Raw genomic sequence first — 25,257 nt, 5'->3', positions numbered from 1 at the left:
CCGGACTTCCTCGCGCACTTCCCTCCTCTACCGAACATGTCAAAGCTCACCGTCAAGGCGCGCCTCGCGATCGTCACGGGCGCGGTCACCGCCGTGCTCGTCGTTGTCGGCGGCGCCGGATTATTCGGCGTCCAGCAAGGCAATGCCGCGCTGCGTCACGTCTTCGAAGGCCGCGCGCAGGCGCTGCAAACCATCTCGACCATCGACGAGCTCATCACGCAAAGCCAGTTCGCGATCAGCGACGCGGTGCTCGATCCGTCGGCGCAAAAGACGCAAGCCGTGGTCGCGTCGACGCAGCAGCGCATCGCGAACGTCGATGCCCTGCTCGGCCGGTATCTGCGCTATCCGCTCGATGCGACTGAGGCGCCGCAAGCCAAACGCCTCGCCGCCGATTGGGCGACGCTGCGCGACAAGGGTTTTCGTCCGACGGCCAATCTGCTCACAGCGAACAATTTGTCCGAAGCGCAGTGGATCGTGACGCAGCAGATCGAGCCGCAGGCGAAGCGCGTCAAAAAGGAAAGCACCGATCTGCGCGCATTCCAGCTCACCGCCGCGCAGCGGGAATACGACGACGCGCAGCGCGTGAGCCGCATCGTGCAGTGGACGGTCGGCGCCTGCATCGCTGCGGGCGTGGCGCTCGTCGGCGGACTGTGCTTTTCGATGGCGCGCACGCTCGTTCGTCAGCTCGGGGGCGAGCCGGAACTGGCGGCGAGCGTCGCACGGCGCGTCTCGAAAGGCGATTTGCTGACCGACGTGCCCGTCGCGCCCGGCGACACGCAAAGCCTGATGCACGCGATGAGCCTGATGCGCAGCCAGCTTGCGGCGATGGTCGGTGACATCAAACGATCGACGGACACCATCGGCATCGCGGCTGCGGACATCACCGAGGGCAATCACGCGCTGTCGGCGCGCACGGAGGAACACGCGGCGAGCTTGCAGCAGACGTCGGCGAGCATGGAGCAGATCGCGGCGACAGTGCGCACGAACGCCGATCACGCGAACCGCGCGCGCGAACTCGCGAAGGAAGCGTCGGAGCGTGCAAAGGACGGCGAGCGCGCCGTCGCCGATGCGATCGCGCGCATGACCGATCTGTCTTCACGCTCGGCGCAAATCGGGCAGATCACGAGCGTCATCGAATCGATTGCGTTTCAGACCAATTTGCTCGCGCTGAATGCCGCGGTGGAAGCGGCGCGCGCCGGATCGCTGGGACGCGGCTTCGCGGTGGTCGCGGAGGAAGTGCGCGCCCTTTCGCGGCGCTCGTCGGGTGCGGCGAAGGAAATCTCGCAACTGACGCGCGAGGTGAATGCGCACGTGGAATCGAGCGGCGCGACGGTGAAACGCGCGGGTACGACGCTCACCGACCTGCTCGATTCCGTCGACGGCGTGTCCGCGCTGGTCGAAGCGATCGCCACGGCGTCGAGCGACCAAAGCAGCGGCATCGACGAAGTGAACGACGCCGTGTCGCAGATGGATCGGCTCATGCAGAAGAATGCGGCTTTGGTGAACGAAGCGTCGGCCTCGGCGTTGTCGCTCGACGCACAGGCGCGCGAGCTCAGGCAGACTGTCCGGGCGTTTCAGGTCTAGCCATTTTTTTTCGCATCGACACGATTTTTTCAACCGGTTCAGAATGGGAGGCGAAGCAGCGCGCGAATTTCGTTCGCCGGATGAAATGCGTTACGCATCAAGAGCTTGATCCGGCGATGCGCAGGATATCCACATGCTTGTGCACGGTATCTGTGGACAAGCATGTGCGTTCCCAGCCGAGACGAATTCGCCGAACGTTCACGTTCTTCGATGCGATATCTGACGGTGTGACGCCCATGGATACTTCCTTCCGCTCTCTTTCCCCCCGCGCTTTTCCTTTCCGTTCCGCTCGATCGCGACGATTTCCCGCCATCGCCGCGATCGGAATGATCTGCGTCGCGGCTCACGCGCAGACGCAATGTCCCGGCTACGTCGAAACCGACGCCGGCAGCGCGTTCGACGTCGCTTCGATCATCCGCGACACAGGCTCGCCGCAATCGGCGCTGGACAAGGTGCGTAGCGCCGTGGCGCGGGTCAACGCGGGCGGCGGATGCTCGATCTTCCGCGACCGGCTCGCCTGCGAAGAAACGATGACGCTCGCGGACAAGGCGATCGCCGCGCTACAGGCGTGCGCGAACGCCAAGATGCCTAAAGGCACCGCTCACGGTTGATGCAATCGGGAAATAAAAAAGCGCGTGCCGCCTGAATCGGCGGCACGCGCTTTCGAGTTCGTCCGGACGCGGTCCGGACTGCCCGGTAGATCAGCGATCCAGGAACGGACGCAGCTTGTCGGCGCGGCTCGGATGCATGAGCTTGCGCATCGCCTTGCTTTCGATCTGACGAATACGCTCGCGCGTCACGTCGAACTGCTTGCCCAGCTCTTCGAGCGTGTAGTCCGAAGCCGTATCGATGCCAAAGCGCATACGCAGCACCTTCGCCTCGCGCGGCGACAGCGCATTGAGCGCATCGTCGATCGCGGCGCGCATGTTCGCGTGCACGGCAGCATCGGCCGGCGACGCGGCGCCCTGATCTTCGATCATGTCGCCGAGCGTCGCGTCGGCATCTTCACCGACCGGCGTTTCCAGCGACACCGGCTGCTTGGCGATCTTGAGAATGCCGCGGATCTTCTCTTCCGGCATTTCCATACGCTCGGCGAGCACGGACGGATGCGCTTCCTGACCCGTCTGCTGCAAAATCTCGCGCGAAATGCGGTTCAGCTTGTTGATCGTTTCGATCATGTGGACCGGCACGCGAATCGTGCGCGCCTGATCCGCGAGCGAACGCGTCACAGCCTGACGAACCCACCACGTCGCATACGTCGAGAACTTCCAGCCGCGGCGATATTCGAACTTGTCCACCGCCTTCATCAGACCGATGTTGCCTTCCTGAATCAGATCCAGGAACTGCATGCCGCGATTCACGTACTTCTTCGCGATCGAAATCACGAGACGCAGGTTCGCTTCGATCATCTCGCGCTTGGCCTGACGCATCTTCAACTCGGCAGCCGTCATCTGACGGTTGATCTGCTTGAGTTGCTTGAGCGGCATCTCGACCACGCCTTCGACGTCGATGAGCTTCTGCTGCTCCGCCTGAATCGCCGGCAAGCTGCGCTCGAGCGACGCGCCGTAATGCTTCGAGCCCGCAGCCGCGCGCGACGTCCATTCGAGATCGGTCTCGTGACCGACGAACGATTCGACGAACTTCTCGCGCGGCATGCCGCAACGATCCACCGCGATCTGCAGAACGCGACGTTCGATATCACGCACCTGCGCCACGCGCTGCTGAACGTCGACACACAGACGGTCGATGGTCTTCGCCGTGAAGCGGATCGAGCCGAGCTCGCGCTGGATTTCGGCGCGCGCTTTTTCGACTGCCTTCGTCGCGACCGCGCCCGAACCCTTAGGATTGCTCGCTTGTTCGGCCAGCTCGCGCACGCGTGCGAAGATTTCGAGACAATCGGCCTTCAATTGCTTCAGACGCGCTTCATTCGATGCGCCAGCATCGCCGCCGTCCAGATCGTCGTCGTCGTCTTCGTCGCTGTCGGATTCATCGGTATCGGTATCGATGTCGGCGGAGTCGTTTGTTTCGGGCGCCGAAATATCTTCCTCTGCCGTGTCTTCTTCCTTCAGGCCGTCGACCAGATCGTCGATCTTGAGCTCACCCGATTCGACTTGCGCCGCATCCGCGAGAATGGTCGCGACGGTCGACGGGCATGCCGCGATCGCCTGGATCATCTCGTGCAGGCCGTCTTCGATGCGCTTCGCAATGGCGATTTCGCCGGCACGCGTGAGCAACTCGGTCGCGCCCATTTCGCGCATGTACATGCGAACCGGGTCGGTCGTGCGACCGAACTCGGAATCGACCGTCGACAGCGCGTTTTCCGCTTCTTCGTCCGATTGCTCGTCGGTGACCACGCTCGGGGCGCTATCGCTCAGCAGCAGCGTTTCGGCATCCGGAGCCTGCTCGTAGACAGCGACACCCATGTCGTGGAACGTGCTGACGATGGTTTCCATCGCAGCTGTTTCAGCGAAATTGTCCGGCAGGTGGTCGTTGATCTCGGCGTGCGTGAGATAACCGCGATCCTTGCCCAACTGGATGAGCGCGCGCATCTGACGTTGCCGTTCTTCATTCTGCTCCGCGGTCATCGCGACATCGGGCTGTATCGTGCCGGCCTGGCCCTTCCCTTTGTTCGCCCGCCGGCCTGGTGCCTTGCGCGCCGGCGCGACGATATCCAGCTCCGAATCTTCCCGATCAAAACTTGCCATACTTTCTCCTCGACAGGTTTGCTCGGCGACGACAGATCCCCGGGAGCGAGCGTGACGGCTCGCGATGATTTCGATGACAGCTTCGACCACGGACGGCTTGCTGAAAATCGCATCGAGCAAAACACGCAAACCGCATCCAGACGCGGTACTTGCGTTTTCCAATCGCCCATTAAGGCGCAACCTTAGAGTATATCAGCATTTGCTGCGTCGCAGCAGCCTGATTTAAAAAACTTTTCCCGACGTGGCCATTGCGTGGCATTTGTCTGATCTAAGAGTGACCTGCTGTCCGTCGCGAAGATTGCTCACGACTCCAGACCAGGCATCTCGCGAAGTCTCGTCGATGACGCTACGCGCGATATCGTCTGTAAGAGCGAACTCAAAGGGAGCGAAGTCGACTGCCGCTGACCCGACGGCCTCGTCGCCTCCCTTGACTTCATAGTGGGGGCGGAGTTGGCTCTCTTCAAGCGTAGGAGCGCTTTGAGATCGTTTAGGTGCGCCTCCGATGGGCGCTCGGTCTCGAGGGCATCTGTCGAAGCTGCGCGATCGGAATGGGTCTGCATGCGAGTCGGGGCGTTCGGATTTAGAGGCACGATATGCCCCGCTTCGAGAGCGGCAAGGAAGTCGTGTGCCCATGCACCCGCATGCACGCGCGGCTGAGCTTCGTCACGATGATGAATGATGATGGATCGGGCGTCATCTGAAACTCGATAACGTCGAAGGCCATCGCGGCTTACAAAAGATTGACCCACGATTTCGGCAATGGCTGTGTCGACTTGTTTGACGCGTGTGCGCTGGTTCTGCTCTTCGACTTGGGCGTGCCGCTGGTTTCGCGCGCGGTACGCGAAATCGACGGGAGTACGCAAGAGGGTTCGCAGATAGCTAATCGGGTGCTTGGCGCGACGGAGATGAGTCCAACTGGCTTCCACGACATCCGAAAGAAGTTTCTGGTGAAGCCTAGCCTCGCGCATCAGCTTGAAGATCAGAAATTCACGAAATCCCAGAGACAGCAAGCGTTGGAGATCCGCGGGAAGGCGTCCTGATTGTCTCTTTTGAGTAGTAGGGATTAGATCCTTATATATAGCGCCGTCTGCCACGGTGACAGACGGCGGCGCCAAAGAAAAGGCGCGTTCGGTTTTGACGGCATCTTCCTGATTAGGCACGGACGGTTTCTGCCCTTCGGTTTGATGCTCGACGAGGCCGAGTAGCGCGGCAGCTTTCGGCGTCAAATGAATGTAGGCGCGTCCGAACAAGCCAGCCGCGCCGTAGCGTGTCTGCGGCGGCCGGGTGATGAAACCGGCGGTTTCGAGGTCGTCCATGCTGCGATAGAACGTGCGCATGGATTGCTGTGCGCGTCCGGTTAGCAGCTCGCGCCGGGCGAAGATCGGCGCGTACGGACGCGACGCATCGACGGTGCGGGCGAGGGCAGCGAACAACGCGCGCGCTCGCGCGGGGAGCGCAGTGGTGTGGGTGGCGCGATGCGCGGCGCGAAAGATCACCCAAGGAAGGTTTGATCGATCGCACGCGTATTCATCGAGAGCGAGCTGGTCCGCTAACGCAGACCCTGAATCAGAGTTTTGAAGGCGAGAATCGACCTCGCCTGCAACGGAACGTTGCGCGATACGCATGTCAAGTACGTCCATTTCGGAAAATGGAGGACAAACGCTTGACTGCCCATCGCGTTCCGCTAAACTTCGAGGTGTGTACTCGTGACCCGATTGGCGTCGGGAAGCGGAACGGGCGACATGCAGTTAAGCCCGATATTCAAAAGCCTTCGGTTGGCGCCGAAGGCTTTTGTCTTTTTACAGCTTGCTCGTTACATAGCAGTCTCGTCAGTGCTGAAACATCAAGTCATTGATTTCTAAGGAAGTTCTACTAGGTTCATCGCCCGAAACTTCGCTTAATTCGTTAAGTCGTTGATTTAAAAAGAAAACCTAGTAGGGCCCTCAATCCTGTCCCGATTCACTCAACGTTTTGTTGATGAAGTCGGCAATCCGCTGCCCCCACATCTCGGCGTCCGTGGCTTCCTTCTCAAAGAAGCGAACGCCGACGACACCGTTTCTCGTAGACACCTCGCAGACCTTTCTTCGGCCTGAGCGAACAACAGTTGCGCTCGGGGCCGCCGCGCGAGGTTTTTCTGTCGCAAGCGCGACGGCCTTATCCTGAGTAAAACTCTCGTCCTCGATAAGACGTCGAATCGCTTCCACTACCTTTTCTGACTTCCCCGCTTCGGTCAGCGCGGCAAGCTTCTGTGCCGCATTGCTGCCCAGACGTTCAGGCTTTTCAGCGAGAGCTAATTTCGCCGCTTCCGGTAGCGCGTCGAACGAAAAGATTCGCGTGACGTGGCTCTTGCTCAATCCCGCGCTCTCGGAAATCTCGGCGCGCGAAAGTCCGCTCAATTCCTGCAATCGCTTGAAGTTCCAATACTTCTCGAAGTCGGTTAGCGACGGCGACAGCAGGTTCGAAAAGAACGCAGCAAACTCGATCTCACCTTCCTCGATCGATGCGACGTTCGCGCGAATCGTCGAGCGCCCGAGCTCTCTGTACGCCGCCACGCGGTTGTGTCCCGCGACGATTTCAAAGCGACCTTCCGGCAATGCGCGCACCAAAATTGGCGTAGCGAGCGCATGCTGGGCAAGGTTGCTCTTCAACTCCTGAAATTGCTCCGCCGTGAGTTTGCGACGCCGCCCATGCACTTCGATGAGCGCATCGAGCCGCACTTCCAGTGCGGCCCTCTCCTCGAGTTGCGACTCGAGTTCCTTGATTCGAGACTGAGCGCTATTAATGCGATTCTGCGCGTCCATCAATCGCCCTGGCGACGTGCGCGGCTCCGTGCTGACTGGACGCGGTTGAGCCGCATCCGTCGGCTTGCTGCCGATGTTCGCTGTCTTGGCGAGGAGTCTGTCCCCGATGCCCATTTATTCCTCCTTCTGATTCCACGCGCGAACGAACTGCGCGTCGAGATGCTCGGCGAGTCGGTCCAGCGGCTCTTTGAATCGGTTGTATGCGGCCGTGCTGCCATCCGGTTTCGACAAGTCATAGACCGTCGACAGTTGCGCCGACGCGCCCTTCGGCACCGTCGATTCCGGAATTTCGAAGGGTAGGACGCGATCGCCGTAAGCCTTCTGCAGCCATCCACGCACGACGCGCGACACATCGTCCGACTTCGCCTTCGTCATGATCACGTTCACGAAATCGAAGCGCTTCTGCTCCAGCACCCCCGGCAGCTTCTTCGCGATATCGGCGAAAAGGTGCCAGAACTGCGTCGAACTCGCGAAGTCGAGCGCCTCGGGCGGGCAGGGCAGCAGGATTGCGTCCGACGCAAGCAATGCGTTGATCGTCAGATAGCTGAGCGCCGGGGGCGTGTCGATGACGATCGCATCGTACTCATTGGCAAGCGGCATCAGACCCTTGCGCACGATTTCCCAGAATTCGAACGTGCTATCGTTCAGAACCTTGGCGGGAATCTCGAACTCGGCGTCGAAAAGCGACGACGATGCCGGGATGAGGTCAAGGTTGTGCCAATACGTTTCCTGCACGGCGTAGTGGAGCGTCTCCCGATCACCGTATATGAGCGGAAGAAGGGTCTGATCGTCCGAGATTTCGGCGTCCGGCGCCCATCCGCACAACTGAGTGGTCGTGCCTTGCGGATCGCAATCGATGACCAGCACCTTGCGCCCGAGCAGCGTCAACGCCTGCGCGGCCGAGACGGCCGTCGTCGTTTTCGCGACGCCGCCCTTGAAGTTCGCCACGGTCACGATTCGCCCGCGCTTGCTTTCCGGCCGACGCGTGCGTTCCTTCGTCGCGCGAATCCAGGTCAGCGCCTCTTCGAGCGAGAATTCCTTGCTACGGCCAGCGCCCTTGGACGTTCCCGCAGGCAAATCGCCTTTCGTGGTCAGGTATTGAAACCGCTGCTTATCGACGCCGCATAGCGATGCGACCTGCGCGCTCGTGAATGTCGGCGCGCTTTTGCGCGGGTACGGCTCCAACATCGCGTCGCGGATCTGATTGAGGATGTCAGTGGCTTGGGCCGCCACCCCCAAGAGCGTTTCGATCGAAACGGATTGATCGACTTCGGGAAGCCGAGCGCTTAGCATGGAATTCGCAGTCACTGGCGGGCCTGGGTAAGCAAATAATTCTTCGGTTGGTGGAAAACAAGCTGCAAACCGAAGAATAAACGGCGAACCGGTAAACCTCAAGTAAACTCTGAAGTACTTGAGCACCCGCACCGGGCATTTTTACAACGCTCAGCGCTCGTGTAAACGCGAAATTAAGAGGACTCTCAGGATTTTGAGTCTATCGACGCGTTGCGAATCAGTTTTTCGACGCCAAGGAAGCGCCCCGTGTCCTCGTTTCTGAGATAGAGCGAGGTCGTCGAGAGATCGGCGTGGCCGAGGCCGGCGCTGACTTCGCGCAACTCCGCGCCGTGTCCGAGAGCGTGCATCGAATGGGTGTGACGCAGCCAGTGCGTGCTGGCTTGCTTCAAATGTCGGCCGCTGCCGGGCGCGCGCGATTCCATGAATGCGGCGGCGTTAGTGAAAATGCTCTTGAAGATCTTGCCGATACCGTCGGGCGTCAGGGCTTGTCCGCCGCGCGCCTGAGCGATGATCGGCGTGCCTTCGGCGCAGTCCAACGGGTTTTGCAGGCCGCGCATCGCGAGATTGTCCGTTAACGCTTCGACGACCACTGGCGGTAAAAGTACCGTGCGCGGCGCCCCGCGGCCTTGATCGACCGAAAGACGCCAGACCGCGCCTTCCACGCCCGGCAAGCGTCCCAAGCTGAGCGCGTCGGTCGTGGCGGCTGCGAGTTCGGCGCGGCGCAGGCCGGTAGCGTAGGCGAGAAGCAGCGCCAATCTGTCGCGGTGTTCCGAAAACGAATAAACAGCGCGCTCAACCGACTGCAGGACGCATTTCCACTGCTCGAGATCGAGCGTGCGCGTGGCTGATTCAAACACGGGCGGCGCCGCGACGCGCGCCAATCCCGCGAAGGGATTCACCGCCAGATAACCCTCTCCGACGAGCCATTCGCACATCGCGCTCACTATTGAGCGAGCCGTTTCGCGGCTGCGATCGGAGAGAGGGCCGGCAAACGGCCGCCATCCGCCGAACGATCGTTCGCCACGTTCGGCGGCGATCCAGCGCGCCGCCGGTTGCGGATTCGCCAGAAAAGTGTCGATGTATTCGCCGCATTCGCCGCGATCGAGTGACGACAAGGGTTTGCCCCGTTCCACCAGCGCCCACAAGAGCAAGCGCTCGGCTTCGCGCCGATACGCACGCCGCGTGTGCGCACTCCCCGATCGGGCGTCGAGCCAGGCAAAAATCGCGCGGACATCCGTGCCGAACGGCGCGCCGGCGCCCGACCGATTCGATCCTTTCGACCCGTCGAGCGCCGGCGGGACGCGCAGCGCCTCGATGGGCGCGATCACCACCTCGCGGTGTTCGCTGGTTCCCGGAGGCTGCGTCACCGCGACGTCGCCCGCTTTCCACTGCCGCCTCGGCACGAGCGTGACCGGTGAAAGCGTGTGCCGAAGCGCCTGGGCATGAAGCTGGAGCCAGTCGACGACGCGCTGTGCGCCCTTCGGACCGAGCCGCGGCACGGCGGTGTACCACCGATGCCGTCGACCTTCGATGAGCTCGATGACATCCGCGAGCGTCGTGAGTCCTGCCGCCGTGAGTCGCGCGGTGATCGCGGGCTCGAACCAGCCGTCGATGGGATGATCCGGACTCGGATCCTGCGCTAGCGATGCCTCCATGCGCGCGAGCGCGTCGGCTTGCCGGCGCCGCAACCGCACATTGCGCGCGGCGCGCCGGTCCAGGGCAGGGGAGGTGTCCGGCGGATAAGCCTCCTCATATAGCGCCAGCAACTCGGATTCGCTGTAAACGCCACCCGGATCGGTTTTCTCGCGGAAGTCATCGAGCGTGGGGGCGGCAGCGGTAGGCTCGGGCTCGAATAGCGGAATGCTGCCCGGCCGAAGCCGCAACAAATGCGCGGCTTCTGTATCGCGGGCGCGCCGGGCGAGGACCGACAGCGTATCGCGCAGCGCGTCGATCAGGCGTCGCGTGGCCCGGACATCGGTGCTTGCGTCGCCATACGATGCATGCAACTGCGCCTCCGACACGCCGTCGAGATAGCCGCGATACAGCGCAAAGTGCTGGCGTGTGAGCCGGTTCGGCGCGCGCAGGCGGACCTTATCCAGCGTTGATTCCACCGCGCTTTCTGCCAAACCTTGTCTGGAGCGTGCTGTGCCGCGAGCCATTTATGCTTTCTTTTCAGTGAGTTGGCGCGAGATTATCAACCAGCTTCGAATTTGACAAGAAAAATCGCTACATCTGATAAGTCGAATTATCAGCATCTGCACGTGCGACCCGCGTGGCCGTATGCGCCGACAGTCCGGCGCGCTTGAATCTTGATCCGGCGCGGCGCATATTTTCAGGACATCCATAACTGGTACCGCAGGAGAAACGAGCCGATGCTTGATCCTGTACGCCCCACCTCAAAACCGCCCGAGCAGGACGACGCGTTCCGCCCGAGCCTGCCGGAGGTGTACGCGTCAGTTCACGTACCGGCCGGCGGTCGATGGATCCGCCGCTTCCTCGCCTTTGCCGGTCCCGGCTACATGATTTCCGTCGGCTACATGGACCCGGGTAACTGGGCGACCGACATCGCCGGTGGCTCGCGATTCGGCTACACGCTGCTGACAGTCATCCTGCTGTCGAACCTGATGGCGATTCTGCTACAGGCGCTCGCGGTCCGTCTCGGCGTCGCGACCGGACGCGATCTCGCGCAAGCATGCCGCGATCACTATTCGAAGCCCGTGAATTTCGCGCTGTGGTTCGCGTGCGAGGCGGCGATCGTCGCATGCGATCTGGCCGAAGTGATCGGCACCGCCATCGCGCTGCAACTACTCTTCGGCATTCCGTTGATCGCGGGCGCGCTCCTGACCGCGCTCGATGCGTTTCTTTTGCTGTTGCTGATCAACAAAGGCTTTCGCCTGCTGGAAGCCTTCGTCATCGCGCTGCTCGTCGTGATTGCGAGTTGCTTCGCGTTACAGATCGCGGCCGCCGCGCCGCCGTTCGCCGATGTCCTGCGCGGTTTCATCCCTTCGCCGCGTATCGTCGCGGACCGCGAGATGCTCTACGTGGCGATCGGCATTCTCGGCGCGACGGTCATGCCGCACAACCTGTATCTGCACTCGTCGATCGTGCAGACACGCGCGTACGGCAAATCGGTATCGGCCCGGCGCGCCGCGATCCACTGGGCGACCATCGACAGCACGATCGCGCTGACGCTCGCGCTTTTCATCAACGCCGCGATCCTGATCGTCGCCGCCGCCGTGTTCCATGCGAGCGGGCACAACGAGGTCGCGGAGATTGGCGACGCGTTCCACTTGTTGTCGCCGCTGCTCGGCCTGAGCATCGCATCGACGCTCTTCGCGGTCGCGTTGCTCGCGTCGGGTCTGAATTCGACCGTCACCGCGACGCTCGCCGGCCAGATCGTGATGGAAGGATTTTTGCGCCTGCACATTCCGAACTGGGCGCGGCGTCTGATCACGCGCGGTATCGCGATCGTTCCCGTGATCGTCGTCACCGCGATCTACGGCGAAAAGGGCACCGGCCAGTTGCTCGTGCTGAGCCAGGTAATCCTGTCGATGCAACTGCCGTTCGCCGTGATTCCGCTGGTGCGCTTCGTGTCGGACCGCAGCAAAATGGGCGTCTTCGCCGTTTCGCGCTGGACGAGCGGGCTGGCGTGGCTCGTCGCGGGCGTGATCGTCGTGCTCAACGTCAAGCTGCTCGCCGACACGCTGCTGCCGTAACCGGACATCGCGCGCGGAAAAAACACCCTCTATATAGAAGGAGACACGAACAATGAGCGGCGCGTTCATCGACATCACCCTGCGCGACGGCACCATCATTCCCGCCTACGTGACGCAGCCCGCGAAGGGATCGGGACCGGGCATCGTGCTGCTTCACGACACGGCGGGCCTCGACGACTTCGTCACGCGCACAGCCGACCTGTACGCCGAAGAAGGCTATGTCGTGCTCGCGCCGCGACTGCCCGAGCACGAGCCGAAGCCCGGCGGGATCGCGGCGGAAAACTTCGCGTCGCTCGTCGATGGCCTTCGCGCGTTGCCGCAACATGCGGGCAAGGTCGGCGTGGTCGGTTTCGGGCGCGGCGGGCGGTTCGCGACGCGCATCGCCGCGCAGGCCGACGTCGATTGCGCCGCCTGCTACTACGCCGACGATTTCGCCGCCTGCCTCGCCGATATCCCGACGATCCGCTGCCCGATGGTCTTCCACTTCCCCGAACACGGCGCGCACGATCCGCGCGAAGTCGAGGCTGCGCTCGCGGACAAACCGAACATCGAACGCTATGTCTACCCGGGCACATCGACGGGCTTCATCGCGCCCGGCAGCGAGCACTACGACAAACCCGCCGCGCTGATGGCGTACTCGCGCACGCTGTCGATGTTGCGCAAGGTGCTCGGCCCGCTCTTCGATCTGAATCACTTGTGGGAGCAGCACTGCTATTTCGAATTCGCCACGCGCGATGTCGACGCCGTCATGCCGACGATGGTCGCCGAGCCCTACGTGAATCACGTACCGACGATGACGGGCGGCGTCGGTCACGATCAGTTGAAGCGCTTCTACAAGTATCACTTCGTCCATTCGAACCCGGCCGATACGAAGCTGATACCAGTGTCGCGCACGATCGGGGCGGATCGCGTCGTCGACGAGTTCGTGTTCTGTGCGACGCACGACCGCGAAATCGACTGGCTGTTGCCCGGGCTTCCGCCGACGGGCCGATACTTCGAAATCCCGATGCTCGCCGTGATCCGCTTTCGCGGCGACAAGCTCTACAACGAGCATATCTACTGGGATCAGGCGTCGGTGCTGGTGCAGATCGGCGTGCTCGATCCGGACGGGCTGCCGATCGCGGGACGGCAGGCCGCGAAGAAACTCATCGACGAAACTTTGGCGAGCAATGAGTTGATGCCCAACTGGTCGTCGAGCGAGGGCAAGCCGATCTGAGCCCGTTGCATACTACGGTCACACTAATAGAACCATCCGGAGACAGGCATGACCGACGTGGCAGGCGCGCACTCCGCGCCCCAATGTCCCTTTCACGACGAATTGCGCGCGCCGAACGGCTGCCCCGTGAGCGCGCGCGCAGCCGAATTCGATCCCTTCGGCGACGGCTATCAGCAAGACCCGCCCGACTACGTGCGCTGGGCGCGCGAACAGGAGCCGGTGTTCTTCAGCCCGAAACTCGGCTATTGGGTCGTCACGCGCTACGACGACATCAAGTCGATCTTCCGCGACAACATCACGTTCAGTCCTTCGATCGCGCTGGAGAAGATCACGCCGACCGGCCCCGAAGCGAACGCGGTGCTCGCATCGTACGGCTTCGCGCTCAACCGCACGCTCGTCAACGAGGACGAACCCGCGCACATGCCGCGCCGCCGCGCGCTGATGGACCCGTTCACGCCCGAGGCGCTCGCGCATCATGAACCGATGGTGCGCGCGCTCGCCCGCGAATACGTCGATCGATTCATCGACGACGGGCGCGCCGATCTCGTCGATCAGATGTTGTGGGAAGTGCCGCTCACCGTCGCGCTGCATTTTCTCGGCGTGCCGGAAGAGGACATGGACGCGCTGCGCCGCTATTCGATCGCGCACACGGTCAACACGTGGGGACGGCCGAAGCCCGAAGAGCAGGTCGAAGTCGCGCACGCCGTCGGCAAGTTCTGGCAATACGCGGGCAAGGTGCTCGACAAGATGCGCGAAGATCCGTCCGGTCCCGGCTGGATGCAATACGGCATCCGCAAGCAAAAGGAATTGCCCGAAGTCGTGACCGACTCGTATCTGCATTCGATGATGATGGCCGGCATCGTCGCCGCGCACGAGACGACGGCGAACGCCACCGCGAATGCGTTGAAGCTCCTGCTGCAACATCGCGAGGCGTGGCGCGATATCTGCGACGACCCGAGCCTGATTCCGAACGCGGTGGAAGAGTGCCTGCGTCATAACGGCTCGGTCGCGGCGTGGCGGCGGCTCGCGACGAAGGACGTGAAGATCGGCGGCATCGATATTTGCGCGGGCTCGAAGCTCTTGATCGTCACGTCGTCGGCGAATCACGATCAACATCAGTTCGCCGATGCCGATCTTTTCGACATTCGCCGCGAGAACGCCAGCGATCAGTTGACCTTCGGCTACGGCGCGCATCAGTGCATGGGCAAGAACCTCGCGCGCATGGAGATGCAGATTTTCCTCGACGAGCTCACGCGGCGCCTGCCGCATATGCGCCTCGCCGAACAGCGCTTTACCTACGTGCCGAACACGTCGTTTCGCGGGCCGGAGCATCTGTACGTCGAATGGGACCCGGCGATGAATCCCGAGCGCGTCGACCCGAACGTGCGCGAGGCGCGCACGGTGGTGCGCATCGGCGAGCCATCGTCGCATGCGGTGAGCCGCGCGGTGATCGTCGATTCGGTTCAGGCTTGCGCGGATCGTATCGTGCGCGTGCGGCTCGTATCGGTGGACGGCCGCGATCTGCCGCGCTGGACGGCGGGCTCTCATATCGATGTCGTCTGCGGCGAGACCGGCCTGTCGCGCCAGTATTCGCTATGCGGCGATCCGGGCGACGCAGGAGCGTTCGAAATCGCGGTGTTGCGCGAGACGGAAAGCCGGGGCGGCTCGGCGTGGGTTCACGAGAACGTGAAGCGCGGCGCGCAGTGGCGCATCCGCGGCCCGCGCAATCACTTCCGTCTCGACGAACGCGCGAAAAAGCTCGTGCTGATCGCGGGCGGCATCGGCATCACTCCGATCAGCGCGATGGCGCGGCGTGCGCGCGCGCTCGGCATCGACTACGAGGTGCATTACAGCGGACGCTCGCGCGCATCGATGGCCTTGCTCGACGAGATGCGCGCGCTGCACGGCGCACGCCTTCGCGAGTACGTCTCGGAAGAGGGCACGCACAACGATTTCGCCGCGCTCGCGGTGGAAGAGGGCACGCTCGTCTACGCGTGCGGCCCGGCGCGCATGCTCGATGCGCTCGGAGAAGCGAGCGCGTCCTGGCCCGAAGAAGCGCTCAAGATCGAGCATTTCGAATCGAAGCTGGGCACGCTCGATCCGGAGCACGAGCGCGCATTCGAGGTCGAGCTGAAGGATTCGGGTCTCGTGCTGACCGTTCCGGCCGATCAGACCTTACTCACTACACTCAGACGCGCGAACGTGGATGTCCAGAGCGACTGCGAAGAAGGTCTGTGCGGATCATGCGAAGTGCGCGTGCTCGACGGCGAAATCGATCATCGCGACGTGGTGCTGACAAAAGGCGAACGGCAATCGAACGATCGAATGATGGCGTGCTGCTCGCGCGCGAAGGGCGGAAAACTCGTTTTAGCGCTTTGACAAATCGACGATTTCGAGTGACTTTCGCCGACCACTCGAAGTCGTTACTTTCACTGACAGATGTCAAAATGTCGCGGTTAAAGACAATCGATTAACTGCACATATTTTCATCGCGCCGTCATGTATCGGCGTTAAGAGAGCGAGTTTGTTCCTGATAAAGATGAATTGGTTATACGTAGTAGTTAATTCTTATATAAGGAATAGCGCTCGCGCGGCACGCTTCGCGTCCAGGACAGAAAGACGCTCATATGGGCCGACACCACCCGGCGCGCGCCCGCGGCCTTTTGCGCATTGACCCGAAGGGCGAATTGATCATACGACCTGCGCAATTTTCGTCGTCATATAGGATGATTATTGAACGTGCGTTCGAACATTGCTGCGATAAGCAGCAAGTTAAATAAGGGAGTTTTTACGCAAACTAGGGTTTATACCTACTAATATGAAATTTTTTGCGCATGTTTTCCGTTTAGAATTGTTACTAATTTGGTGCGTCGCACAAGCGCCCAAAACCGAATAACTTCCAATATGCCCTGCTGCAAGAGCGCGAGAATGTTCGCGCGGATGGATCACGCTCGCGCGATTCACGGCAGCAAGGCGAAAGAGAAGACCGGTGCTTAACCTGAGAGATTTTATTAAAGGCCCATATAAATGGACCATGCAATTGGCTGCACGTTTGCCGCATCCCGTTCGGGATTTTTTCTGCGGAGCGAACCTTGTCCCACGGGCGAGGTCATTCCGTAGTCGGCGCGACGCCTCTTGAAGTCGCTCGCTCATGCATCGGTCGGTCGGACATCGCTCCGCACGCGACGCTGCGCATCAATCTGCCCCGAGTTCGAATCGAACTCACCCGTCCGTTCGTACCGGACGCGTTTTCGCGTCGCGTGAAATGTCACGCGCACGGAAATTCCGCTCACGTTTTCGCTGTTTGATGAGGATAGAAAATGACTGACGTAGTGATCGTATCGGCCGCGCGTACGGCGGTAGGCAAGTTCGGCGGCTCGCTCGCGAAGATCGCGGCGCCGGAGCTGGGCGCGACGGTAATCAAGGCGGTTCTGGAGCGCGCGGGCGTGAAGCCCGACCAGGTGAGCGAAGTAATTCTGGGCCAGGTGCTCGCGGCCGGCTCGGGCCAGAACCCGGCGCGCCAGTCGCTCATCAAGGCCGGTTTGCCCGACATGGTTCCCGGCATGACGATCAACAAGGTCTGCGGTTCGGGCCTGAAGGCGGTGATGCTGGCGGCCAACGCGATCATCGCGGGCGACGCGGAGATCGTCATCGCGGGCGGTCAGGAGAACATGAGCGCCGCGCCGCACGTGCTGCCGGGCTCGCGCGACGGCTTCCGCATGGGCGACGCGAAGCTGATCGACACGATGATCGTCGATGGCCTGTGGGACGTCTATAACAACTATCACATGGGCACGACGGCCGAGAACGTCGCGAAGGAATTCGGCATCACGCGCGAGGATCAGGACAAGTTCGCGGCGCTGTCGCAGAACAAGGCGGAAGCCGCGCAGAAGTCGGGCCGTTTCAACGACGAAATCGTGCCGGTCTCGATCCCGCAACGCAAGGGCGAGCCGCTGCAGTTCGCCACCGACGAATTCGTGCGCCACGGCGTGACGGCCGAAGCGCTTGCGGGCCTGAAGCCGGCGTTCTCGAAGGAAGGCACGGTGACGGCGGCGAACGCATCGGGCCTCAACGATGGCGCGGCGGCGGTCGTCGTGATGTCGGCGAAGAAGGCCGAGGCGCTGGGCCTCACGCCGCTCGCGCGCATCAAGGCGTACGCGAACGCGGGTGTCGATCCGAAGATCATGGGCATGGGTCCGGTGCCGGCATCCAAGCGCTGTCTGGAGCGCGCGGGCTGGTCGGTGAACGACCTGGACCTGATGGAAATCAACGAGGCGTTCGCGGCGCAGGCGCTGGCGGTGCACAAGCAAATGGGCTGGGATCAGTCGAAGATCAACGTGAACGGCGGCGCAATCGCGATCGGTCACCCGATCGGCGCATCGGGCTGCCGGATTCTCGTCACGCTGCTGCACGAAATGCAGAAGCGCGATGCGAAGAAGGGTCTGGCGTCGCTGTGCATCGGCGGCGGCATGGGTGTCGCGCTGGCGCTGGAACGTCCGTAACGAAAGCAACAGACCGGCGCGGCAAGCACGCGGCCCGACGCGACGTCCAAACAATAAAAGCGTCGAGGCGACATGGCTGCGCCGGTGCAATTCCGAGTTTCATTAACCTGAGAGAAATTGACGAGGAGTATCAGCATGACTAAGCGTATCGCAGTGGTGACGGGCGGCATGGGCGGCCTCGGCGAAGCCATCAGCATGAAGCTGCACGACGCCGGTTTCGCGGTCGTCGTGACGCATTCGCCGGGCAACGCGAAGGTCGGCGAATGGCTCGCGAGCATGGATCGCCAGGGCTACAACTTCCGCGCGTATGGCGTGGACGTCGCCGACTACGATTCCGCCCAGCATTGCGTGGCGAAGATCCAGGCCGAAGTCGGTCCGATCGATATCCTCGTGAACAACGCCGGCATCACCCAGGACACGACCTTCAAGAAGATGACGAAGGTGAACTGGGACGCCGTGCTGCGCACCAATCTCGATTCCGTCTTCAACATGACCAAGCCGGTCTGCGAAGAGATGGTGTCGCGCGGCTTTGGCCGCATCATCAACATTTCGTCGGTGAACGGCTCGAAAGGCCAGATCGGCCAGACGAACTATGCGGCTGCGAAGGCGGGCATGCACGGCTTCACGAAGTCGCTCGCGCTCGAAGTCGCGAAGAAGGGCGTCACGGTGAACACGATTTCGCCGGGCTATCTCGCGACCAAGATGGTGACCGCGATTCCGCAGGAGATTCTCGACACGAAGATCATTCCGCAGATTCCGGCAGGCCGTCTGGGCCGCCCCGAGGAAGTCGCGGCGCTCGTCGCGTTCCTGTGCTCCGACGACGCCGGCTTCGTCACCGGCTCGAACATCGCGATCAACGGCGGCCAGCACATGAACTGATGCACGCAAGCGGCGCGCGATGATTCGTGCGCCGCGAGGCATGTGCATCGATACAGGTCAGTTTTGCGCGTCGCACGTTATTCACGGAGACGCGCATCGATTCAATCTTCACCGGCACGACAGACCGCGCCATGAACAACATCAGCGCACGCAGACCGCTCTATAGCGTCGGTCATCTCGATTCGGCGATCGAACACCTCGAGCAAGTGCTGAGCCTCGAAGGCGCGAATTCGCTCTTCTCCAAGACATACTGGCGCGGCCGCGTCGTGCAGGCGATCGCCACGCCCGGACTCGCGCCGTGTCAGCATTCGCGCCTGCAACGCCTGCTGGATCGCATCGCTCAAGCTTGAAGGGAACACACTGCGATTTGTGAAGAAAATTGCAGACGCTTGTACCATTCGGATCGATCTCAAAATTCGCGATCCACAAGCATGTTCTCTTACCTAATATCAATACGTTCGATGCCGCGCGCGTTCGCGGCGCTCGCGCTCGCCTGTCTGCTCGCCGCATGCGGCACCACGAACGGCGTCACGGCAGGCGCGCATCCCGACACCTACACGGTCACCGGCAAGGCGACGGGCACGCGCATGTCATGGGTGACCGCGCGCAATGCGGCGATGGACGCCGCCAGCGATTACTGCAAGCAGCGTTCGCAGCGCGCCGCGATCAGATCGGAAGCGACGAGCGGCGTGCGCTCGCTCGAAGAGCAGACGTCGACAGTCTCGTTCACTTGCGTGCCGCAAAACGACGCGCGCGGCTAAGCAATTCTTCCGACGACATCACCGCCGCATACTTCTGCGCAATGTCGAAGAGACTGGCGTCGTGCGGACCGGGCGCGCGATCGCCGACGCAATCGGACAGCACCACCGGACGAAAGCCGTACTGCATCGCATCGACGACGCTCGCGCGCACGCAGCCGCTCGTCACCGCGCCCGCGACGACGAGCGTGCGCACGCCGCGCATCGTGAGCCAGCTTCCAAGCGACGTGCCGAAGAACGCCGACGGCACGTTCTTGCGCACGACCAGTTCGCCGGATGCGGGCGACAACTGCGGCACGATTGCGCTGTCGTGCCCATGCTCCTTCAGCGTCAGCATGCCGGGCACTTTGAGCGAGAAGACGTTCGCGTCGGAGTCGTCGTCGGCATAGACGATGCGGCTGTGCGCGACCGGCCAGCTCATAACGCGCGCCGCGTGCAGAAGCGGCACGGTGCGCTCGATCGCCTCCGCGATGTTGCCGCCGCCGAACACGTCGGGGTCCGCGAAACCGTTCACGAAATCGACGATCAGCAGACCGAACTGTCCGTCGATGTCGAAGTCGTTGCCGAAGCCCTGACGCGCATAGATTGCTTCGTTCATCGTGTTTCCTCGATGGTCTTGCCTTCGCGAACCACGTCCACGCCGTCGAGCGAGACGGTGCAGCGGCGCAAGGGAATGTCGATATGGCATGCGGTGGTGCGCGTGCCGCCGCCTTCGTTGTTGGGTCCGAGCGAGAACAGGAAGTTGCCGTCGAACGCGCGCGCGTCCATGCCGAGCGTCGCTTCGCGATCGTAGAGGCCGAGCGTGGACCAATGCGCGCGCTTTTGCAGACCCCAGCCGATATGCGAGATCGCGAAGGCTTCGGGATCGTCGAAGGAGAGCATGTATTCGCGCAGGAGATCCGCATCCACGCCGCCTTCGATCCTGCGCGCATAGCCGCCTTCGACCGTCAGCGTGACCGGCTCCGAGCAATAGCTTTTTTGCGGCAGAAGAATGTCGCCGCGATCGATCACGATGCGCCCGTTCGCGCCGCCTTCGTTCGGAAACGTGAGCGCGAAGCCGCTCGGCCAATGATCCCAGCGGCCGGGTTCATCGACGAAACCATATTCCGCGATCGCGGGAAACTCGCCGAGCGGACAGCGCAGATCGGTGCCGGCTTTCGATGTGACTCGCATCCCGCGCGCATGTCCGATGCGCGTTGCCGCGGTGAGCACGCGCTCCTTGTCGGCGAGCGTGGGCGTCATGCGCACGAGCACTTCCGGCGGTTCGACGGCGAGCAATATCTTCGTGCCCGACGCGAGAATCTCGTGCTGCTCGGGCGAAAAGAGCAGGGTCATCAGATCGAGCACGAGATCGCTCGCCTTCAACGCGGCGATGGCCGCGCGGTTGCCGGTGAGCGGCGTTTCGCCGAGATACGCGAGGGCGTCGCGGCTCAACGCCTTTTCGCCGTTGACGGGCGGAAGATCGAGCCGGTTCACGATCGCGCCCATCGATTGCGTCGCGATCGATGCGCACGCGAGCGTTTGCGGATGCGTCGCCGCGCCGGTGAGAATGGTTACCGTCTGCCCCGGTTGCAGACGCGACAGCGTGAGCACCGTTTTCCACGCTTCTATCAATTGATAATCGCTGATTGGCATGATGTGTCGCCTCAGATGAGCGGTGCGCCGAAGAACGAACCGAGCGCGCGATAAAAGCCGGCTTCGTCATCCCACGGAATCATGTGGCCCGCGTCCGGCACGTCGACGACTTCGAGTTGCGGCATCAGCTCGCGCATTTCGACGATGTCCTCGTCACGGATCACGTCGCCTTTTCCCGCAGTCATCAGCAGCGCGGGTTGTCGGATGTGGGGCATGTCGGCGTGAATGTCGTCGGCTTGGAAGCCTTCGAAGCTCGCGCGGATCGCGCGTTCGTCGCAGGTATGCAGCCACTGCGCGCGCAAACGCAATTGCTCGTCCGTCCAGCTCGGGCAGAACGCGCGCATGCCATCCGCGTCGATGCCCTTGCGTGCTAGCGCGATCGAGTCGATGTACCACGCGAGCCGCGCGGGATACGCGCGTCGGCCGGGGCCGGACACGGGCGGATCGACGAGCGCGAGCCGCGCGATGGATGTCGCCTGTCGCGCGGCGCGCAGGGCGATGCGCGCGCCCATCGAATGGCCGAGCACGCTCGCGCGCTTCAGGCCGAGCGCTTCGATGAGCGCGATGAGATCGCTGGCCTGCGCGTCGAGGCTGTAATCGAGCGTCGATGACGCTTCCGACAGGCCGCGGCCGCGCACGTCGAGCACGTAGGTATCGAACTGACGGCCGAGCGTTTCCGCGACGAAGCCCCATGTCACCGCCGGACTCGTGATGCCCGGAACGAGCACGATCGCATCGCGCCCTTCGCGTGCGCCGCCGTAGCGCAGATAGTGCTGACGGATACCGTTCGCGTGGACATTCGCGCCGTAGAGAAAGGTCGATTCCATCGCTCAGTACGCCCCGGACAGCAACGCGCCCGCGCCCGGCACGATCGGCCTGAGATCCAGTTCGCGCAGCATCGCGTAGGTCGTGGCGATCGCAGCCGTTACGACGGGCTTGCCGGTCGATGCTTCGACCATCGGCACGACGGGCAGCGAAGGCATCTGCACGCACGCGGAGAGAACGATCGCATCGGCGTTCTGGTAGTTCATCGATTGCACGATGCCGGGCAGATTGCGCGGATCGTGACGCGCGACATCGAGATTGTCGGGAATTTCCAGCGCACGATAGTCGATCACGTCGAAGCCTTCGTTGCGGATGTAATCGACGACGAGCTCGGTCAGCGGCTTTATATAGGGCGCTACGACCACGACGCGCTTCGCCTTCATCACCTTGAGCGCATCGATCAGCGCGCCCGCGCTCGTGATGACCGGCGCCGCGCCGCCGTTCTCCGCCGTGTGCTTCGTCAGACGCGCCTGCGATACGCGGTGATACCCGCGCCCCATCGCCATGATTGCGACGAGACATGCATAACCGAGCACATCGACGCGCGCATCGGAAAGCTCGACGGCGCAACGGTCCGATTCGGCATCCATCGCGGCGAGCTCTTCCTTCACGACCTTCTTCATGCGCATGCGGCTCGAATGAAACGTGAAACGCTCCGGCTCGATGGATTGACGCGCCATCAGCATCGCCGGGATTTCGGTTTCCATCGTCGTGTTCGAGCTCGGGACGATCTGCCCGATGCGATAAGTCCTGTTCGACATATCAGACCTCCAGGGGAACATTGGACACGGCCGCGCGCGGCGCGAAGTCGGTTGCGTTGTACGCGTAGACCCAGTTCGCCTGAATGCCCGACGCCTGCGGATTCAGATACGACTTGAACTTGTAGATGAGATCGCGCTTTCTCTGCGCGAATGCGCTCGGCAGGTGATACGTGCGGCCGCGCTCGCGCGATTCGAGCTGCACGCGGCTCGTGCGCGGCAGCCGCTCGGTTTCGTACTCGCGCAATGCGCTGCCGATGTCCTTGCCGTGCGCCGCGAGCGATTGCGCGAGCACGTAGCCGTCCTCGATCGCCATCGCCGCGCCTTGCGAGAGGAAGGGCAGCATCGGATGCGCGGCATCGCCGAGCAGCGTGATGTTGCCGCGCGACCAGGTGGGCATCGGATCGCGATCGAACAAGCCCCATTTGAAGACCGATTCCGCGCGCTCGAAGAGACGCTGCAGATTCGGGTGCCAGCCTTCGAACGTGGCGAGCAATGCCTCGCGGCTCGATTTCGCGTTCCACGATTCCTCGACCCAGCTTTGCGTCTCAGCCACCGCGACGATGTTCACCGCCGCGCCGCCGCGCACGTAATACGTGACGACGTGCGCATGAGGCCCGAGCCAGAACGACGAATCCGGGCTGACGAAGTCCGGCGCTTCATCGAAGGGCACGACCGCGCGGAAGCACATATTGCCGGTGAAGCGCGGCGCTTCCTCGCCGAATAGTGTCGAACGGACGATCGAGCGCACGCCGTCCGCGCCGACGATCAGATCCGCTTCGAACTCGCTGCCGTCATCGAACACGGCGACGGCGGCGTCTTGTTCCTGCCGAACGTCGATGCAACTCGTGGACAGACGCGCGGCATCGGCGGGCACGAGCGTCGTCAGAATGCGATGCAGGTCCGCGCGATGCACGTGATAGAAGGGCGCGCCATACAACTCCGGACACGCCGATGCGAGCGGGATGCGGAAGTTCTCGCGCGCCGTCTCCCAGTTGCGGCCGACGATCGCTTGCGGCACGAACGCGACATCACGCAGCGCATCGCCGATACCGAGCGCCTGGAGCACCTTCACCGCGTTGGGCGTCATCTGGATGCCCGCGCCGACGTCGCCGAAAACGCTCGCGCGCTCGAAAAGCCGCACCTCGATGCCTTGCTGCGCGAGTGCGCCCGTCAGGGCCACGCCGCCGATTCCCCCGCCGATCACGCCGACGCGAAGTGTTCTGCTCATGATCTCGTCCTTCCGAAAGTGAAGTCGTGTGAATTCACGGCAGATATTATATGGCCGTATAAATAAATGCAACACGCAGCGCGGTGATGGCCGTGCGCGCAGCGACTACGCCGTGATAGGCTGCGCGCTGAACGCACCTGAACGACAAGGAAGATTCAAGCTTTGATCAAAGCCATTTTGTGGGACATGGACGGCACGCTCGCGGAAAGTGAGTCGCTGCATTTGCGCACGCTGATCGCGGCGCTCGCGCGTCATGGTGTGGAGGCGGGCGAGGAGATGCATCCGCTCATCTTCGGAAAGACGGGACGCGAAGTGCACGCGCTGTGTTGCGAGCGCTTTGGCTTGTCGGTGGATTACGCGGATTGGTCGGCGTTTCGCGCGCGCGCCTATCTCGACGGTGCGCCCGCGCTCGTGCCTCGACCGGGCGCGCTGGAGGTGTATCGCGCCGCGAAGGCCGCGGGCATCACGCAGGCGATCGTGTCGAATGCATCGCGCATGCTGCTCGAAGCGAATCTGCGGGCGCTCGGCATCGAAGAGCCGTCGCTCGTGACCATCAGCGTCAACGATGTGCGTAACGGCAAGCCGAGCCCCGAGCCATACGAGCGCGCGGCGTGGCTGTTGCGTCTCGCGCCCGAAGAAGTGATCGCCGTGGAAGACAGCCCGACCGGCGCGCACGCGGCCATCGCGGCGCATATGCGCGTTCTGGCATGGCCCTTCGACGATGAAGGCGCCGCGCTCTTTCCCGCGCAAGCACAGGTCGTGCGATCGCCGCGCGAACTGGCGCAGGCGCTGGGCCTCGATCCGGCGCAGCTCGCTGACTAGGCGGTGTGGTCGTCGAGAACGATCTTGTGGATGTTGGCCGCATACACCCAGTCGCGTGCGTGACGCTCGACCAGATCCGTGAACGCGGGCGGGCCGCTGCAGTAAATCTGCGTGCTCGCGTGAGTCGGACTCATCGCGAAGGCGCTTTTCTGCGCGGATAAATCGTCCGGCAGGTCGAAATGATGATAGACCTTGCCGTGACTGCGAAGCGCGTCGAATGCTTCCAGCAGCACGGTGCGCTCGGCTGATCGCGCGAAGGTATGCACCTCGAACTTGCGCCCCGCCGATGCAAGCCGCCTCGCGATTCCCGCGATCGACGCGGCGCCCGTGCCGCGGCAATAAAGAATGGATCGCACGCGATCGTGCTGGGCACGGTGAGGCATGCCGACGAATGGCTCGTCTCGTTCGATGACGGATTGCAGGTTGCCGCGCATATCTTCTCCAATAGGCCCTGCGTCTTCCGCAACGGGAAGAACAGGCGGTGTATGGATCGATGGAAATGGCCGGCCCGGCAACGATCCGAAGGGCTGGC

The 25,257-nt window shown here is 62.5% G+C and carries 21 protein-coding genes; 10 read left to right on the top strand and 11 right to left on the bottom strand.

The window, feature by feature from the left end; genetic code table 11:
* Positions 1 to 36 precede the first annotated feature (36 nt).
* The gene (locus tag QCE73_RS21630) at positions 37 to 1,584 is read left to right on the top strand and encodes a methyl-accepting chemotaxis protein (protein WP_309883502.1); all 1,548 of its coding nucleotides are present in this window, start codon (positions 37 to 39) and stop codon (positions 1,582 to 1,584) included.
* Positions 1,585 to 1,910: 326 nt separating this feature from the next.
* Positions 1,911 to 2,195 carry a hypothetical protein gene (locus tag QCE73_RS21625; RefSeq protein ID WP_309883500.1) on the top strand — a complete coding sequence of 95 codons (285 nt, stop codon included), beginning with the start codon at positions 1,911 to 1,913 and terminating at the stop codon, positions 2,193 to 2,195.
* A 90-nt stretch (positions 2,196 to 2,285) separates the two neighbouring features.
* Here the strand turns inward: QCE73_RS21625 and rpoD are convergent, their stop codons facing one another.
* From rpoD to QCE73_RS21600, 5 genes are all read right to left on the bottom strand, one after another.
* Complete coding sequence (gene rpoD, locus QCE73_RS21620) at positions 2,286 to 4,289, bottom strand: RNA polymerase sigma factor RpoD (protein WP_035507133.1); 2,004 nt, start codon at positions 4,287 to 4,289, stop codon at positions 2,286 to 2,288.
* 302 nt (positions 4,290 to 4,591) lie between these two features.
* Positions 4,592 to 5,914 carry a replication protein O gene (locus tag QCE73_RS21615; RefSeq protein ID WP_309883499.1) on the bottom strand — a complete coding sequence of 441 codons (1,323 nt, stop codon included), beginning with the start codon at positions 5,912 to 5,914 and terminating at the stop codon, positions 4,592 to 4,594.
* A gap of 318 nt (positions 5,915 to 6,232) precedes the next feature.
* Entirely contained in the window at positions 6,233 to 7,204 is a 972-nt protein-coding gene (locus QCE73_RS21610; protein ID WP_309883498.1) for a ParB/RepB/Spo0J family partition protein, read from the bottom strand.
* On the bottom strand, positions 7,205 to 8,383 hold the full coding sequence (locus QCE73_RS21605; protein ID WP_309883497.1) for an AAA family ATPase: 1,179 nt from the start codon (positions 8,381 to 8,383) through the stop codon (positions 7,205 to 7,207). It lies immediately after the preceding gene.
* Between the two features lie 185 nt (positions 8,384 to 8,568).
* Positions 8,569 to 10,494 carry a phage integrase family protein gene (locus tag QCE73_RS21600; RefSeq protein WP_309883496.1) on the bottom strand — a complete coding sequence of 642 codons (1,926 nt, stop codon included), beginning with the start codon at positions 10,492 to 10,494 and terminating at the stop codon, positions 8,569 to 8,571.
* A gap of 261 nt (positions 10,495 to 10,755) precedes the next feature.
* On the opposite strand from QCE73_RS21600, the gene QCE73_RS21595 reads away from it, so the two are divergent.
* From QCE73_RS21595 to QCE73_RS21565, 7 genes are all read left to right on the top strand, one after another.
* Complete coding sequence (locus tag QCE73_RS21595) at positions 10,756 to 12,099, top strand: Nramp family divalent metal transporter (RefSeq protein WP_309883495.1); 1,344 nt, start codon at positions 10,756 to 10,758, stop codon at positions 12,097 to 12,099.
* Between the two features lie 52 nt (positions 12,100 to 12,151).
* Positions 12,152 to 13,315 (top strand): dienelactone hydrolase family protein, encoded by a 1,164-nt coding sequence (locus tag QCE73_RS21590; RefSeq protein WP_309883494.1) that lies wholly within the window; start codon positions 12,152 to 12,154, stop codon positions 13,313 to 13,315.
* A 48-nt stretch (positions 13,316 to 13,363) separates the two neighbouring features.
* Positions 13,364 to 15,694, top strand: a complete 2,331-nt coding sequence (locus tag QCE73_RS21585) for a cytochrome P450/oxidoreductase (RefSeq protein ID WP_309883493.1) — start codon at positions 13,364 to 13,366, stop codon at positions 15,692 to 15,694.
* Between the two features lie 941 nt (positions 15,695 to 16,635).
* Complete coding sequence (locus QCE73_RS21580) at positions 16,636 to 17,817, top strand: acetyl-CoA C-acetyltransferase (protein WP_035500982.1); 1,182 nt, start codon at positions 16,636 to 16,638, stop codon at positions 17,815 to 17,817.
* Positions 17,818 to 17,952: 135 nt separating this feature from the next.
* On the top strand, positions 17,953 to 18,696 hold the full coding sequence (gene phbB / locus QCE73_RS21575; protein WP_187603756.1) for an acetoacetyl-CoA reductase: 744 nt from the start codon (positions 17,953 to 17,955) through the stop codon (positions 18,694 to 18,696).
* Between the two features lie 131 nt (positions 18,697 to 18,827).
* Complete coding sequence (locus QCE73_RS21570) at positions 18,828 to 19,046, top strand: hypothetical protein (RefSeq protein WP_035507213.1); 219 nt, start codon at positions 18,828 to 18,830, stop codon at positions 19,044 to 19,046.
* Between the two features lie 111 nt (positions 19,047 to 19,157).
* A complete protein-coding gene (locus tag QCE73_RS21565; protein ID WP_309883492.1) occupies positions 19,158 to 19,457 on the top strand; it encodes a hypothetical protein in 300 nt (99 codons plus the stop codon).
* On the opposite strand, the gene QCE73_RS21560 is transcribed toward QCE73_RS21565, so the two are convergent.
* From QCE73_RS21560 to QCE73_RS21540, 5 genes are read right to left on the bottom strand one after another with little or no spacing between them, the layout of a single operon-like run.
* Positions 19,423 to 20,052, bottom strand: a complete 630-nt coding sequence (locus QCE73_RS21560; protein ID WP_309883491.1) for an isochorismatase family protein — start codon at positions 20,050 to 20,052, stop codon at positions 19,423 to 19,425. The two genes, QCE73_RS21565 and QCE73_RS21560, sit on opposite strands and share 35 nt — an antisense overlap.
* Complete coding sequence (locus QCE73_RS21555) at positions 20,049 to 21,089, bottom strand: 2,5-dihydroxypyridine 5,6-dioxygenase (protein WP_309883490.1); 1,041 nt, start codon at positions 21,087 to 21,089, stop codon at positions 20,049 to 20,051. Before QCE73_RS21555 ends, QCE73_RS21560 begins: the two co-directional genes overlap by 4 nt.
* Before the next feature lie 11 nt (positions 21,090 to 21,100).
* On the bottom strand, positions 21,101 to 21,916 hold the full coding sequence (locus tag QCE73_RS21550; protein ID WP_309883489.1) for an alpha/beta hydrolase: 816 nt from the start codon (positions 21,914 to 21,916) through the stop codon (positions 21,101 to 21,103).
* A 3-nt stretch (positions 21,917 to 21,919) separates the two neighbouring features.
* Positions 21,920 to 22,675, bottom strand: a complete 756-nt coding sequence (locus QCE73_RS21545) for an Asp/Glu racemase (RefSeq protein WP_309883488.1) — start codon at positions 22,673 to 22,675, stop codon at positions 21,920 to 21,922.
* Position 22,676: 1 nt separating this feature from the next.
* Positions 22,677 to 23,903: an FAD-dependent monooxygenase gene (locus QCE73_RS21540; protein WP_309883487.1), complete on the bottom strand. Its 1,227-nt coding sequence runs from the start codon at positions 23,901 to 23,903 to the stop codon at positions 22,677 to 22,679.
* Between the two features lie 162 nt (positions 23,904 to 24,065).
* Between QCE73_RS21540 and QCE73_RS21535 the strand changes: the two genes are divergently transcribed.
* Positions 24,066 to 24,725 (top strand): HAD family phosphatase, encoded by a 660-nt coding sequence (locus QCE73_RS21535; RefSeq protein WP_309883486.1) that lies wholly within the window; start codon positions 24,066 to 24,068, stop codon positions 24,723 to 24,725.
* On the opposite strand, the gene QCE73_RS21530 is transcribed toward QCE73_RS21535, so the two are convergent.
* Complete coding sequence (locus QCE73_RS21530) at positions 24,722 to 25,159, bottom strand: hypothetical protein (protein WP_238210758.1); 438 nt, start codon at positions 25,157 to 25,159, stop codon at positions 24,722 to 24,724. The two genes, QCE73_RS21535 and QCE73_RS21530, sit on opposite strands and share 4 nt — an antisense overlap.
* Positions 25,160 to 25,257 lie beyond the last annotated feature (98 nt).

Origin of the sequence: Caballeronia sp. LZ029 (assembly GCF_031451275.1) — a bacterium.
Lineage (GTDB): Bacteria > Pseudomonadota > Gammaproteobacteria > Burkholderiales > Burkholderiaceae > Caballeronia > Caballeronia jiangsuensis.
Note: the sequence above shows the minus strand (reverse complement) of the source record. Positions and strands in the feature narration are given on the sequence as shown.